The sequence below is a fragment of the Nocardia goodfellowii genome, from assembly GCF_017875645.1.
Taxonomy (GTDB): domain Bacteria; phylum Actinomycetota; class Actinomycetes; order Mycobacteriales; family Mycobacteriaceae; genus Nocardia; species Nocardia goodfellowii.
Map to the genome: position 1 here is coordinate 1,138,561 of NZ_JAGGMR010000001.1, position 13,900 is coordinate 1,152,460.

13 protein-coding genes and 1 tRNA gene are annotated in these 13,900 nt (G+C 67.4%); 9 read left to right on the plus strand and 5 right to left on the minus strand.

Features of this window, described 5'->3' with window-relative positions; translation table 11 throughout:
- Positions 1 to 13: 13 nt before the first annotated feature.
- Positions 14 to 101 (minus strand) — tRNA-Ser (locus BJ987_RS04735).
- 33 nt (positions 102 to 134) lie between these two features.
- Positions 135 to 1,310, minus strand: coding sequence for a lactate 2-monooxygenase (locus BJ987_RS04740; RefSeq protein WP_209885025.1), 1,176 nt, complete (start codon positions 1,308 to 1,310; stop codon positions 135 to 137).
- A gap of 309 nt (positions 1,311 to 1,619) precedes the next feature.
- Here BJ987_RS04740 and BJ987_RS04745 point away from each other — a divergent pair, with 309 nt between their 5' ends.
- Complete coding sequence (locus BJ987_RS04745; RefSeq protein ID WP_209885027.1) at positions 1,620 to 2,621, plus strand: NAD(P)H-quinone oxidoreductase; 1,002 nt, start codon at positions 1,620 to 1,622, stop codon at positions 2,619 to 2,621.
- Positions 2,622 to 2,641: 20 nt separating this feature from the next.
- On the opposite strand, the gene BJ987_RS04750 is transcribed toward BJ987_RS04745, so the two are convergent.
- Positions 2,642 to 3,844, minus strand: a complete 1,203-nt coding sequence (locus BJ987_RS04750) for a cysteine desulfurase-like protein (RefSeq protein WP_209885029.1) — start codon at positions 3,842 to 3,844, stop codon at positions 2,642 to 2,644.
- Between the two features lie 206 nt (positions 3,845 to 4,050).
- On the opposite strand from BJ987_RS04750, the gene BJ987_RS04755 reads away from it, so the two are divergent.
- From BJ987_RS04755 to BJ987_RS04790, 7 genes are all read left to right on the plus strand, one after another.
- Positions 4,051 to 4,647 carry a bacterial proteasome activator family protein gene (locus BJ987_RS04755; protein ID WP_209885031.1) on the plus strand — a complete coding sequence of 199 codons (597 nt, stop codon included), beginning with the start codon at positions 4,051 to 4,053 and terminating at the stop codon, positions 4,645 to 4,647.
- 135 nt (positions 4,648 to 4,782) lie between these two features.
- Complete coding sequence (wzm, locus tag BJ987_RS04760) at positions 4,783 to 5,658, plus strand: galactan export ABC transporter permease subunit Wzm/RfbD (RefSeq protein WP_372446836.1); 876 nt, start codon at positions 4,783 to 4,785, stop codon at positions 5,656 to 5,658.
- Between the two features lie 12 nt (positions 5,659 to 5,670).
- Positions 5,671 to 6,516 (plus strand): galactan export ABC transporter ATP-binding subunit Wzt/RfbE, encoded by an 846-nt coding sequence (wzt, locus tag BJ987_RS04765; protein ID WP_209885033.1) that lies wholly within the window; start codon positions 5,671 to 5,673, stop codon positions 6,514 to 6,516.
- Complete coding sequence (gene glfT1 / locus BJ987_RS04770) at positions 6,513 to 7,475, plus strand: galactofuranosyltransferase GlfT1 (protein WP_245365819.1); 963 nt, start codon at positions 6,513 to 6,515, stop codon at positions 7,473 to 7,475. Before wzt ends, glfT1 begins: the two co-directional genes overlap by 4 nt.
- A 191-nt stretch (positions 7,476 to 7,666) precedes the next feature.
- A complete protein-coding gene (rsgA, locus tag BJ987_RS04775; RefSeq protein WP_209885035.1) occupies positions 7,667 to 8,719 on the plus strand; it encodes a ribosome small subunit-dependent GTPase A in 1,053 nt (350 codons plus the stop codon).
- Positions 8,720 to 9,033: 314 nt separating this feature from the next.
- A complete protein-coding gene (locus tag BJ987_RS37690; RefSeq protein WP_281070356.1) occupies positions 9,034 to 9,519 on the plus strand; it encodes a hypothetical protein in 486 nt (161 codons plus the stop codon).
- A gap of 155 nt (positions 9,520 to 9,674) precedes the next feature.
- The gene (locus BJ987_RS04790) at positions 9,675 to 10,523 is read left to right on the plus strand and encodes an SDR family oxidoreductase (protein ID WP_209885037.1); all 849 of its coding nucleotides are present in this window, start codon (positions 9,675 to 9,677) and stop codon (positions 10,521 to 10,523) included.
- Positions 10,524 to 10,547: 24 nt separating this feature from the next.
- On the opposite strand, the gene BJ987_RS04795 is transcribed toward BJ987_RS04790, so the two are convergent.
- Together BJ987_RS04795 and BJ987_RS04800 are read right to left on the minus strand one after the other, a co-directional pair.
- Positions 10,548 to 12,140 (minus strand): DUF2142 domain-containing protein, encoded by a 1,593-nt coding sequence (locus BJ987_RS04795; RefSeq protein ID WP_209885039.1) that lies wholly within the window; start codon positions 12,138 to 12,140, stop codon positions 10,548 to 10,550.
- Positions 12,137 to 13,105, minus strand: a complete 969-nt coding sequence (locus BJ987_RS04800) for a glycosyltransferase (protein WP_209885041.1) — start codon at positions 13,103 to 13,105, stop codon at positions 12,137 to 12,139. The genes BJ987_RS04795 and BJ987_RS04800 overlap by 4 nt, the downstream gene beginning before the upstream one ends.
- A 196-nt stretch (positions 13,106 to 13,301) precedes the next feature.
- Here BJ987_RS04800 and BJ987_RS04805 point away from each other — a divergent pair, with 196 nt between their 5' ends.
- On the plus strand, positions 13,302 to 13,835 hold the full coding sequence (locus tag BJ987_RS04805; RefSeq protein ID WP_307869476.1) for a GtrA family protein: 534 nt from the start codon (positions 13,302 to 13,304) through the stop codon (positions 13,833 to 13,835).
- Positions 13,836 to 13,900 lie beyond the last annotated feature (65 nt).

The window sequence follows — 13,900 nt, forward strand, 5'->3', positions numbered from 1 at the left end:
AGGTCAGAGGCTGTGGCGGAGACGGAGGGATTTGAACCCCCGGTCGCTTTCACGACGCACGCTTTCAAGGCGTGTGCATTCGGCCGCTCTGCCACGTCTCCAGGGCCTGATGCTATCGCACGGGGTGGAGGGGGTCAGCGTGTAGTCGCGATCAGGGATCGGTCGAGTTCGGCGGGGGACGCGCAACCGACGAGGCCCAGGGCGGAGTCGAAGTCGGCTAGGAGTAGGCGGAAGGCGTGGCGGGCGCCGGCGCGGCCGCCGATGCCGAGGCCGTAGGCCCATGGGCGGCCGTAGAGCACCGCCTTAGCGCCGAGTGCCAACGCGACGAGCATGTCCGAGCCGGTGCGGATGCCCGAGTCGAACAGGACGTCGGCGCGGTCGCCGATGCTCGCCACCACGGCGGGCAGGGCGTCCAGGGCACCGATCGCGCCGTCCACCTGGCGGCCGCCGTGGTTGCTGACGATGACGGCGTCGGCGCCCGCGTCCACGACCTGACGGGCGTCGTCGGGATGCTGGATGCCTTTCACCGCGATCGGCAGATCGGTCCATTCCCGCAGGTGCGCGAGATCGGCGGGGCGCAGGGTGTGCTTGCCGAACAGCCCGACCCAGGTGAGGACCGCGAGTTGCATCGCTTCCGGGCTCTCCTCCGGCGGGTTGGGCAGCTTCGAGCGGAACACCGGATCGGAGAGGTAGTTGGCGATGCCCTTGCCGCGCAGGAAGGGCAGGTGCGCCAGTTCGAGATCGCGGGGCCGCCAGCCCAGACTCGGGGTGTCGACCGTGACGACGATGGCTTTCGCGCCCGCGCGTTCGGCGCGTTCGACGAAGGAGCGGGCCAGTTCGTCGTCGTTCGGCCAATACAGCTGGTACCACCAGGCGTCCGCGGCCGCGCCGACCTCCTCGATAGTGGAAGACGATGCCGTGGACAGCACGGTGCCGATGCCGAGCTCCTTGGTGACATCGGCGACGACCAGCTCGCCCTTGTCGTGCATCAACTCCAGTACCCCGATGGGCGCGGTCAGCACCGGCGCGGCCAGTTTGGTGCCCAGCACTTCCACCGACAGATCGCGCGCGCCGGGGCCGGTGGTGCCGCGCAGCATCCGCGGCACGATGCGATGCCGATCGAACGCGGAGCGGTTCGCCGCCGCGGTGCGCTCCGAGGAAGCACTACCCGCGACATACGCGAACTCGGCCGCACCCAGCACCTCCCGCGCCCGCTGCTCCAACCCCGCTGCCGTCATCGGCAAATCGGGCACCGCGCCACCCAGTCCCGCCAGGTAGATCTCGTTCTGGAAGTCGATAAAGCTGCTCACGGCCGGAACGCTAGTCCCTCCACCGGCCCGCCGCGCCCCGGCCACCAGATTGGCTGCGGCCCAGCCCGATCCAGTTCATCGCCGGGGCTCGAGCGGCCCAGCCGCGAACAACCACCCGCCATCGCTATCGAGAACCACCCGGCTCCCAGCGGCCCAGCCGCGATCGGCCACCACCCACCGCGACCCCACAATCACCACCGCCTCCATCGGCCGACCGGCGGCGGGCGGCCGACCGGCACGTACTTCGGCGGCACGGCGGGCCGGTGCTGGATGAGCGGCGGTGGGTGGGGGCTGGGGCAGGATGGGTGCATGCGTGGAATCAGGTTGAACGGGTTCGGTGGGCCGGAGGTCATGGAGTGGGGGGAGGTGCCTGATCCGGCGCTCGGGTCGGGTGAGGTGCTGATCGATGTGGCTGCCGCCGGAGTCAATCGGGCGGATCTGTTGCAGCGGCAGGGGTTCTACGCGCCGCCGCCCGGAGCCAGCGATTTGATGGGGCTCGAGGTTTCGGGTGTTGTCGCCGAAGTCGGGGCGGGGGTGCGGGATTGGCGGGTGGGTGATCGGGTGTGCGCGCTGCTGTCCGGCGGTGGGTATGCCGAGCGCGTCGTCGCGCCCGCCGGTCAGCTGCTGCCGGTGCCGGAGGGGCTGGATCTCGCCGCGGCGGCCGGGCTGCCGGAGGTCGCCGCCACGGTGTGGTCCAACCTGGTGCTGACGGCTGGGCTGCGCGCGGGGCAGTTGGTGCTCCTCCACGGCGGCGGCAGCGGGATCGGCACCCATGCCATCCAGGTCGCGGTTCAGCGCGGCGCCCGGGTCGCGGTGACCGCGGGATCGGACGAGAAGTTGCGGCGGTGCGCCGAGCTCGGGGCGAGCGTGCTGATCAACTATCGGGAGCAGGATTTCGTCGAGGTCGTGCGGGAGCAGCAGTCCGCCGCGGGTGGCCCGGGAGCCGACATCATTCTGGACAATATGGGCGCGGCCTATCTGGCGCGCAATGTGGAGGCGCTGGCCGACCACGGCCACCTGGTGGTGATCGGTATGCAGGGCGGAGTGCAAGCCGAGCTGAATGTCGCGACGCTGCTGGGTAAATGGGGCACCATCCACGCCACCAATCTGCGGAAGCGGCCCGCTACCGGCAGCCACAGCAAGGCCGAGATCATCGCCGAGGTGCGGCAGCATGTGTGGCCGCTGCTCGCCGACGGGCGGATCGTGCCGGTGATCCATGCCGAACTGCCGATCAGCGAGGTCGGCGCGGCACATCGAATGCTCGACGACTCAGGGACTTTCGGAAAGGTCACGCTCCGAGTCGCACACTGACGACGCCGGGACAGCGGCGGTCAGTCCAGGGCGGTGAGTGCTCGGCCGAGCTGGTCGATCTCGAATTTCGTTGTGTACGGGGCCAAACCGATGGTGACGGCCCCGCCCTCATCATTGACGCCGAGCGCGTCGAGCAATCGGCTACCACCGTGCACACCGCTCAGCGTGCCGATCCGGGCGTCGGCGAGCTTCGCCGCGACCTTCTCCGCCTGCATGCCCGCGAGCGTGAACGACACGGTGGGGATGCGGGTGGAGGCCCGGCCGATGACGGTCAGATTGGGCACCTTGTCGAGCACGTCCATCAGATGTTCGAACAGCTGGTCGTGGTAATCCTGCAACGAGGTGATCGAGACTTCCAGGCGCTCGCGCCGGGTGCCGGTGGCGCGTTCGTCCAGGCCCGCCAGAAAGTCGATGGAGGTGGTGAGGCCGGCCAGCAGCGCGTACTGGTGCCCGCCGACCTCGAGACGCTCGGCGCCTTTCGCGTACGGGTTCAACGACATCGACGGAATCCGGTCCAGGAACGCCGGGTCGCGGAACACCAGCGCGCCGATCTGCGGGCCGCCCCACGCGGGCGCGCTGAGCGCGATCACGTCGGCGTTGAGTTCGTCGATGTCGATGAGCGCGTACGGGGCCGCGCCGACCGCGTCGGCAACCAACAGGCCACCTACCTCGTGCACCCGATCCGCCGCCACCCGCACCGCGGGCGCGGAGCCGACGATCGGCGAGGCGGCCGTCAATGCCACCAGCCGCGCGGTGGGCCCGATCAATTCCTCGAACTGCCAGGACGGCATCTCGCAGGTCTCGATCTCCACCTCGGCCCAGCGCACGTGTGCGCCATAGCGGTTCGCGATGCGAAGCCACGGCGCGACGTTGGCTTCATCATCCAGCCGGGACAGCACGATGCCGGTGCCGAGCCCGAGCCGGGAACTCAGCGACTCCGCCAGCCAGGCCAGCAGTACCGCGCGATCAGGGCCGAGTACCACGCCGGCCGGGTCGCCACCGACCAGATCCGCGACCGCTTCGCGCGCCGCGTCCAGGATGGCGGCGCTGCGCACGGCGGCGCCGTTACGACCGATGTGCGAGAAGGCGGACGTGCGGAAACCCGTTGATACGGCACGCGATACCGAATCCGGAACCAGCATGCCCGCCTGCGGATCGAAGTGGATCCAGCCGTCGCCCAGGGACGGTATCAGGCCCCGAACCCTCGCGACGTCGTAAGTCATGTTGGCCACTCTAAGGGCAGCGGGCGAGGCTGCGTAACCGTGTTCCGCCTGACTGGCAGATGGCACCGCAGCGACCGGGGTGAATGCATGGCAACCGACTTTCCGCAAAAATCCGAACCACACGACGACCCGAACAGTTTAGGACGCCGGGCGCTCAGGTAAACACGGACGGGCAAGCCCGCGGAGCGGATGACATGATGGGGGTCATGACGCATTCGGATGAGGCACCCGATTCCATCGTTGTCGTCGGACCCGACGGGCGGCACCTGGTCATCCCGGCCGACGCCGGTACTCCGCTGAACGCCCAGGTGGTCTCCGACGACGAAGCCGGCGCGCGGGACGACAACGCGGACGCCGCCGAGTCTTTGGCCGACATGGTGGAGCAGCCCGCGAAGGTGATGCGCATCGGCACCATGATCAAGCAGCTGCTCGAAGAGGTGCGCGCGGCTCCGCTGGACGACGCCAGCCGCACCCGGCTGCGCGAGATCCACCGGTCCTCGGTGCGCGAACTCGAGCAGGGCCTGGCACCGGAACTGCGCGAGGAATTGGAACGCCTGACCCTGCCCTTCACCGACGAGGCCGTGCCCTCCGACGCCGAACTCCGTATCGCGCAAGCGCAGCTGGTCGGCTGGCTCGAAGGACTGTTCCACGGTATCCAGACCGCGCTGTTCGCCCAGCAGATGGCCGCCCGCGCGCAGCTGGAGCAGATGCGTCAGGGTGCGCTGCCGCCCGGCCTGCATGCCGGCGAACCTCGTACCGGCAGGCCGGACCATGTGACCGGCGGATCCGGGCAGTACCTGTAGCCCTTCCGGACGATCCGGTCACCGTGGTTCCGGCCGCTCCCGGTCAAATTCGCAAGGGTAGTGTCGAGCACCGTGTCCGCCGCTGCCGCTCGCCCCGACTCCGACGTGAGTGCGGTGCGTCCTGAAGAAAGCACAGTGCCTGTGACCACCGAGGAACCCCTCGCCGCGGAAGCCGTTCCGGCCGAGCCGATCGTGTCGGATTCGCAGACCTTCCAGCGCGCGTTCAAGGATTTCCGCGACGGTTTCAACCAGCGTGAGCTGTGGTTGTCGCTGGGTTGGCAAGACATCAAACAGCGCTACCGGCGCTCGGTGCTCGGCCCGTTCTGGATCACCATCGCCACCGGCCTGCAGGCCGCGGCGATGGGCATCCTCTACGCGACGCTGCTGAATCAGCCGCTGACCGAATACCTGCCGTATGTGACGGTCGGCCTGATCGTCTGGAACGTGATCTCCGCCAGCCTCATCGAGGGCTCGGAGGTGTTCATCGCCAACGAGGGTTTGATCAAACAGCTTCCGTCGGCGTTGAGCGTGCACGTCTACCGGCTGGTGTGGCGGCAGTTCCTGTTCTTCGCGCACAACATGGCCATCTATGTGGTGCTGCTGGCCGCGTTCAGCGTGTGGCGCGACCTGAGCTGGTCGGTGCTGCTCGCGGTCCCGGCGATTCTGCTGCTGTTCCTGAACGCCGCGTGGGTGTCGATCGTGTTCGGTATCTTCAGCACCCGCTACCGCGATATCGCGCCCATCCTGTCCAGCACCACGCTGATGCTGTTCGTGCTGACGCCGGTGATGTGGACGACCAAGACCCTGCAATCGGTGGGCGGCGGTGACCGGGCCAAGATCGTCGAGCTCGTGCCCACTTTCCACTACCTCGAAATCGTGCGAGCGCCCCTGCTCGGCGAGCCGTCGGGCTGGGACCACTGGGCGATCGTCGGGGCGATCACCCTGATCGGCTGGATCGTCGCGATCCTCGCCATGAAGCGGTACCGTTCGCGCGTGCCCTACTGGGTATAAAAGGAGCCCCCGGTGACTTCGAATGTGAGCATCGAAACCCACCAGGCGTGGGTGGAATTCCCGATCTTCGACGCCAAGTCGCGGTCGTTGAAGAAGGCGTTCCTCGGCAAGGCGGGCGGGGCCATCGGACGCAATCAGTCCGACGTGGTGGTCGTCGAGGCCCTGCGCGATATCAGCCTGTCGCTGAAGGAAGGCGACAAGGTCGGTCTGGTCGGGCACAACGGCGCGGGCAAATCGACACTGCTGCGGCTGCTTTCGGGCATCTACGAACCCTCCCGGGGCAGCGCGCGCATCCGCGGGCGGGTGGCGCCGGTGTTCGACCTCGGCGTCGGTATGGACCCGGAGATCTCCGGCTACGAGAACATCATCATCCGCGGGTTGTTCCTCGGGCAGACCCGCAAGAAGATGCTGTCGAAGATCGATGAGATCGCCGATTTCACCGAACTCGGCGAATATCTGTCCATGCCGCTGCGCACCTATTCCACCGGTATGCGGGTGCGCCTGGCAATGGGCGTGGTGACCTCCATCGATCCCGAAATCCTGTTGCTGGACGAGGGTATCGGCGCGGTCGACGCCGAATTCATGAAGAAGGCGCGGTTGCGCCTGCAAGAGCTCGTGGCCCGGTCTGGCATCCTGGTGTTCGCCAGCCATTCCAACGAATTCCTCGCTCAGCTCTGCGATTCCGCGCTGTGGATCGATCACGGCCAGATCCGCAAACGCGGCGGTATCGAAGAAGTGGTGCGCGCGTACGAGGGTCCCGACGCGGGAAATCACGTGGCGACGGTGCTGCGGGAAATGGCAGCCGAACGCGCGGCAGGTCAGCAAGCAGAGCGAGAACTGGAGCGTAATCAGGCATGAGTTCCCCGATCGGGCCTACCGACCCGACCAGGCCGGACGCACCGTTCGAGCAGCCTTCGACCGGGTCGGATGCCCGGATCGTGGCGGTGGTGGTCACGCACAAGCGCCGCGAACTGCTCACCGAATCGCTGAAAGTCCTCACTTCGCAGTCGCGGCCGGTGGATCACCTGATCGTGGTGGACAACGCCAACGAGCCCGAGGTGGCGGAGTTGGTCGCGGAGCAGCCGATCGAGGCGACATACCTGGGTTCGGCGCACAACCTGGGCGGCGCGGGCGGTTTCGCGCTCGGCATCCTGCACGCGCTGACCCTCGGGGCGGACTGGGTCTGGCTGGCCGACGACGACGGCCGGCCCGAAGGCTCGGAAGTGCTGGCGGTGCTGCTGGATTGCGCGCGCCGGCACGGACTGGCCGAGGTGTCCCCGGTGGTCTGCGATATCGACGAACCGGATCGGCTGGCGTTCCCGCTGCGCCGCGGTGTGGTGTGGCGGCGGTTGCGGTCCGAACTCGGCGACGAGGACTTCCTGCCCGGGATCGCCTCACTGTTCAACGGTGCGCTGATCGCGGCGAAGGCGGTCGATCAGATCGGCGTGCCGGATCTGCGGCTGTTCGTGCGCGGTGACGAGGTCGAGGTGCATCGCCGGCTGGTGCGTTCGGGGCTGCCGTTCGGCACCTGCCTGCAAACCGCGTACCTGCATCCCAATGGCGCGGCCGAGTTCAAGCCGATCCTGGGCGGGCGCATGCACACCCAGTACCCGGACGATCCGGTGAAGCGCTACTTCACCTACCGCAACCGCGGCTACCTGATGTCGCAGCCGGGCATGCGCAAACTGCTGCCGCAGGAGTGGGTGCGGTTCTCCTGGTTCTTCCTGGTCACCCGCCGGGATCCGGCCGGTCTGAAGGAGTGGTTCCACCTGCGCAGCCTCGGTCGGCACGAGCAGTTCGGGAAGCCCGAAAAATAGGTTGCGGCCCGTCAGGGGCTGTGCCAAAGTGATCGGGAACGTCGAGAGAGTCGAGGAGGTGGAGATCGTGGCGACAACGTCGCGGATTGTCGTGCCTGCGGTGGTTGTGCCCGCAGTACCGATCTCCTCCTCCACCTCCTTGCACTGAACCCTGATTCGGGGTTCGGGCCCGACGAAGGATTCCTTCCATCATGGTCGAGAACGACCCTAACTTTCATGTCCCTTTCGGCTGGACCGAAGCCGTAGCCGCGCAATACTCCCCCCTCATCGAGGATGGCCGGGTCCCCGCGCGCGTCATCCGAATGGATCGCAGCGAATGCGATGTGGCGACGCCCACCGGGCTCGCTCGGGCTCGCTGCCCCCGCGCGGATTCCGAGATCAGCGGTTTGTGCACCGGCGACTGGGTGACTGTGGACGCCGAGCTGAACGTGCGGCAGCTGTTGCCGCGCCGTTCGGCGATCATGCGCTCCTCGGTCTCCGGCCGTTCCGAAGCCCAGGTGCTGGCCGCCAACGTCGACACCGTGCTGATCTGTTCGGCCGCCGACGGCGACGTCGACCTGAACCGCATCGAACGGATGCTCACCCTGGCCTGGGAGAGCGACGCACAGCCCATTGTGGTGCTCACCAAAGCGGATGCGGCAGCGGAGATTCCGATCGACGACGTGCGGGCCGCCGCGCCCGGCGCGACCGTCCTCGCCCTCTCCGCCGAGACCGGCGCCGGGCTGGACGTACTGGGCGCCATGCTCGACGGCACCGTCGCTTTGATCGGTCCCTCGGGCGCCGGCAAGTCCACTCTGGCCAACGCGCTGCTCGGTCAGGAAGTGTTCGCCACCAACGGCGTTCGCTCGGTAGACAAGAAAGGCAGGCACACCACCGTCCATCGCGAGCTTCGCCCGCTTCCCGGCGGCGGCACCCTGATCGACACGCCGGGTCTGCGCGGGATCGGCCTCTATGACGCCGCCGAAGGCATCGAGAAGACCTTCAGCGACATCGAAGCCCTTGCCGCGAGTTGCCGTTTCCTCGACTGCTCGCACCTGGCCGAACCCGGTTGCGCCGTCCAGGATGCCATCGAAACCGGTGAGCTGACCCAGCGCCGCCTCGACAGCTACCGCAAACTCGTCCGCGAGAACGCCTGGATGGAAGCCCGTACCGACAAACGGCTGCAGGCCGAACGCTCCCGCGAGTGGAAGTCGATCGTCAAGCAGCAGCGTCGGATGTACCGGGAACGCGGTTCGCGCCGCTGAGCTCCCGAAACCGGTACCCCGCAGCGGTTTCGCTGCGGGGTATCGCCGATTTGTCCCCAGGCGTGCCCAGGCGAGGTGGGCCGTAGGGCCGGAATCGATGATCCACGGTAGGGTTCGGCGCGAATAACCGTGCTTTCGGGAGGGTTTGGATGAGTTACCCCGGCGGATTTCCGCCTCAGGGCCAAGCGCAAGGTGGGCAATACCCCGGGCAGCCTGCGCATGGTCAGCAACCAGTGCCCGCGGGAAATCCGTACGGCGCCCCGCAGCCCTATGGGCAGCCCGCGCCATACGGGGCACAGCCTTATGGGCAGCCGGTGCAGCAAGGCTATGGGCAGCAACCGAATCCGTATGGGCAACCGCAGTACGGACAGGCCGCGCCGCAGTACGGCCAGCCCGCGGCGACCCCGGCACCGCCGGGAATCACCGTGCAGGCCGACTACGAGTGGTTCGCGTTCATGCTCGGCCTGCTCACCAAGCCGAAGATCTTCATCAACGGTCAGCAGGTTCCGACAACGCGGTGGGGCGAGAACCACATTCCGGTCGGACCCGGCCAGTATCACCTGCGGGTGAGCACGCCGTGGCTGCTCGACATGGGGCCGGCGGATCAGCAGGTGGCGCTCGGTGAGGGCCAAGGGGTGCGGTACTACTACAAGCCGCCCGCCATGTTCTGGCTGCCCGGCGCGATCGGCGAGTTTCCGCAGAAGACTCCGGGTGTGGTGATCATCTATGTCCTCTACGGATTGATGGCGCTGCCGTGTGTGCTGAGCCTGCTTTTGTTCGTCATCGGACTGGCAGTCTGACGTTCTCCGAGCGGGGCACCTGACCGGTGCCCCGCTTTTTGTTGCCCAGCTCGCATATGCAACTGGTTGCATAGCACCGGAGGTTACGCTTAAGGTGCGAAGTGCGGATGGCCGCGGGGCGCCTCTTTCCTGCGGCATACAGACAGGAGCGGGTCATGGCGGAATCGGGCAAGCCGTTGGCGGGCAAGACGATGATCATGTCGGGCGGCAGCCGGGGCATCGGGCTGGAGATCGCCAAGAAGGCGGCGGCGGACGGCGCGAATGTCACGCTGATCGCGAAAACGGACCAGCCGCACCCCAAGCTGCCGGGCACCATCCACACCGCGGCCGCGGAGATCGAGGCGGCCGGCGGGCAGGTGCTGCCGTTCGTCGGCGATGTGCGGCTCGAGGAATCGGTGGCCGAGGCCGTACGACAGACCGTCGAGCGGTTCGGCGGCATCGATCTGGTGGTGAACAACGCGTCGGCGATCGACCTGTCCCCCACCGAGGCGCTGCCGATGAAGAAGTACGACCTGATGCAGGACATCAACTGCCGCGGCAGTTTCCTGCTGTCGAAGCTGTGCATACCGCATCTGCGGGCATCGGCGCGGGCCGGGCGGAACCCGCACATTCTGACGCTGTCGCCGCCGCTGAACCTGGACCCGAAATGGGCGGGCATGGCACTGGGCTACACCATCGCGAAGTACGGAATGTCGCTGACCACACTGGGTTTGGCCGAGGAACTGAAGGGCGACGGCATCGGCGTGAACTCGCTGTGGCCGCGCACCACCATCGCCACCGCCGCGGTGCGCAACCTGCTCGGCGGGGACGAGATGATGTCCACCTCGCGCACGCCCGCGATCTACGCCGACGCCGCGTACCTGGTGCTGACCGCACCGGCGGAGAAGACCTCCGGGAACTTCTTCATCGATGACGACGTCCTCGCGGCGCACGGAATCACCGATCTGGATCAGTACCGGGTCACCCCGGGCGACGCGGAACTGACCACCGATCTGTTCCTCTGACGCCGCCTCGACGTCTGGGGCGTGCTAGCCCCAGACGATCGAGTGGTACTTGGCCAGCGCCGCGATCACGCCGATCGAGCTGGCGGCGACGATGGCGATCGCGGGGCCGAATGTGGGCGTCTTGCCCTCGGTGTCGGTGAGCCGCAAGGGCATCCAGCGCAGCAGCACGCCGAGCGCGATGATGGCCAGCGGCACGAAGTACCGGCCCTGCACGCCGTCGATGATGTAGTAGCCGACCGGGGTGAACGACATGTACAGCGTCACGTAGATCATCGCGACGCTGGCGGCCACCGTCAGCGCGACCACCCAGGTGCGCCAGCGGTTCGACGCGGTCAGCCGGTCGGCGATGCCGACGGCCACCGCCAGCGCGAACAGGCAGGCGACGATGGACAGCGCGGGCACGTCGATGTAGGCGAAGCCGAGTTCACCGAAGAACTGGATGAACCAGCGCTGGTCGCGGTAGGCGATGCTGTCGCCGAACACGTCCACGAAAGCCAGCGGGTCGCTGAGGATTCCGGAGAGCTGGTCGGCCGGTCGCACCGAATTCCACTGGTGCTCCGGGCGCATCAGGCCCATGCCCTTGGTGGTCGGTTCGGCGATCTTGGTCCACAGGGCGAACCCGATCGCACCCAGGCCGGCGAACACCCAGGGCACGAAACGCTGCCAGGGACGCGGTTCGGCGGCACCGAAGGCGAAGCGCCGCACCGGAATCAACACGACCAGCAGCGCCAGGAGCACGTAGGTCGGCTTGCTCAGCGGCAGCAGGATGGCGGCGGCCAGGATGGCGGCGGTCTCGGTGCGGCCCAGCCGATCTCCGGCGAACAGCGCCTTCACCAGCAACGCCGAAACCATGATGGCGAGCGCGTTGGTCATGGTGTCGGCCGTGACCGTGCCCGCCTGGAACACCGCGATCGGCAGCAGCGCGACCGCGAACACCAGCCATTGCACCCGGTGCCGGCGCAGCGCCCACAGGGCGAATCCGACGAGCGCGAGATACACGGCCAGACCGGCGAGGCGGGTTGCCATGATCATGCCGCCGACCTTCAGGTCCAGCGCTTCGGCGACCCGGATGCCCACTGCGGCAGGGATATACGGCACCGGAGAGTACGCGGCGGTGTTGGTGAACCACACCGGTTCGGCGGCCTGGGAAACCTCGGCGCGCTTCATCCGGTCGTAGTCGGCCGGATCGTACACCATCGGATCCGGTTCCTGCGGATTGGTGGTGTAGTCCTGCAGCGCGTAACCCATCAGCTCGGTGATGCTCTCCGGCACGTCGGCGCCGTAGGCGACGCCGCGCGTGTCCGGAATCCGTTCGGGCAGGAAGCCGCCGTGGGCGACCTGATAGGCCCGCCCGAACTGAGTGATCTCGTCGTGTCCCCAGAACGGCGGCGTGCTCACCGCGAACGCCGCACCGAAGATCGTCACCAGCACCGCGAAAGCGACGGTGGCCGCACCGAATCGGTGCACGACCGAGGTCGCCGCGCGGCGCACCGGGCCCGGCGCCCCGCCACCGGTCCGTGGTTGTTCTACTGAAACACCTTCCGGCACAGACGCATTGGTGGCGGGTGCGGTGCTGCCTGCCGTGCTCGGCTCGGCGTGATCGGCGGAGGTGGTCACCGCGGCGGCTCCGCGTCACCGCCGCGATCGTCCACGCCCGGTGCGGAATGCAGCAGATAGATCAACCGCGAAGCCTCGTGCCGGGAGCGCCGGATGCCGTCGAGCACCAGCCCCGCGGTCCAGGCAAGGCTGCCGAGCAGCAGCAAGGTGAACGCGAGGAACAGCGTCGGGAACCGCGGCACCTCGTGCGTCGCGTAGAACTCGACGACGATCGGGATCGCCAGCGCGATCGACACCAGCCAGCTGAGCGTGCCGAACAGGCCGTAGAAGGCGACCGGGCGCTCGTGCCGAGCCAGGCCGATGATCAGCCCGAGGATCTTGAAACCGTCGTGGTACGTACGAAGTTTGGACTCGCTGCCGGCCGGCCGGTCGCGGAACCCGACCGGCACCGCGGTCTGCGGGACGCGCAGGTGCAGCGAATGCACCGTCAGCTCGGTCTCGATCTCGAATTCACGCGACACCGCGGGGAAACTCTTCACGAAGCGCCGGGAGAACACCCGGAACCCGCTGAGCATGTCTTCGACGTTGTCGCCGAACACCTTTCCGACCACTCCGTTGAGCACCTTGTTGCCCATCTCGTGGCCGGCGCGGTAGGCCGAGGCGCCCGCGTCCTCGCGGCGCACGCCCAGCACGTGATCGTAGGGGCCGTCGAGCAGCGTCTTGATCATCAACGGCGCGGCCGACGCCTCGTAGGTGTCGTCGCCGTCGATCATCAGATAGATGTCGGCGTCGATGTCGGCGAAGGCGCGGCGCACCACATTGCCTTTGCCCTTGGTGTTTTCATACCGCACGATCGCACCGGCCGCGCGGGCCCGTTCGGCTGTTTTGTCGGTGCTGAGGTTGTCGTAGACGTAGACGACGATTCCCGGCACAGCGGCCTGCAGATCGGCGACGACCTTGGCGACCGATGCCTCTTCGTTGTGGCAGGGGACGACTGCGGCGATACGAAGCTCGGTGGAGTCCACCCGGGTAAATCCTCTGTGTTCGATTTGCGGCGCTCGCTGAGCCCTGCGGGGTTACGCTGCGCTACCGCCTCCGGGCTCTGAGCTCACACCGCTGGTCGGCGGTGAAAGGGAACACCGGGAGGTTACAGGGCGCTGCGCGATTTGCCACGTTCACGGTCGGCTCCGGCGCGCACTCGCGTTCAGGTACCGTCACTCAGTGTCTTACCCCGAGCAGCCCGTGTCAGTCCCGGATCCGCCGCCGGTCTCCGCTGTCGAGGCCGTGGCCGCTGCTGAACCGGGGCCGAACCTGGCCGCCAAACTGATGTCCGCGCTGCGCAAGGGCAGCGCCTTCCTGGTCGTCGGCGCCATCGGTTTCCTGGTCGACGCGGGCACCTACAACCTGCTGGTGTTCTGGGGTGGCGAAGGGGTGCTGTATCACCAGCCGCTGGCCGCGAAGATCATCGCGATCCTAGTGGCCACGGTCGTCACGTATTTCGGCAACAAGTGGTGGACCTTCGCCGATCAGCGGACCGACAACCCGGGGCGCGAATACCTGCTGTACGCGCTGTTCAACGTGATCGCGATCGCGTTGCAACTGGGCTGTCTCGGGTTCTCCCGGTATGTGCTGGATCTGTCCACACCGCTGTCGGACAACATCGCCGGCACCGTCGTCGGCCAGGCGATGGCCGTCGGCTTCCGTTACTGGGCCTATAACAAGTTCGTGTTCACCGGATCCAAACCGCAAGTCTGACGGGCGGCGGAGGGTGCGGATTGATATCCTCACCCCCGCCGCGAACGGCATCCCGTCGGCACAAT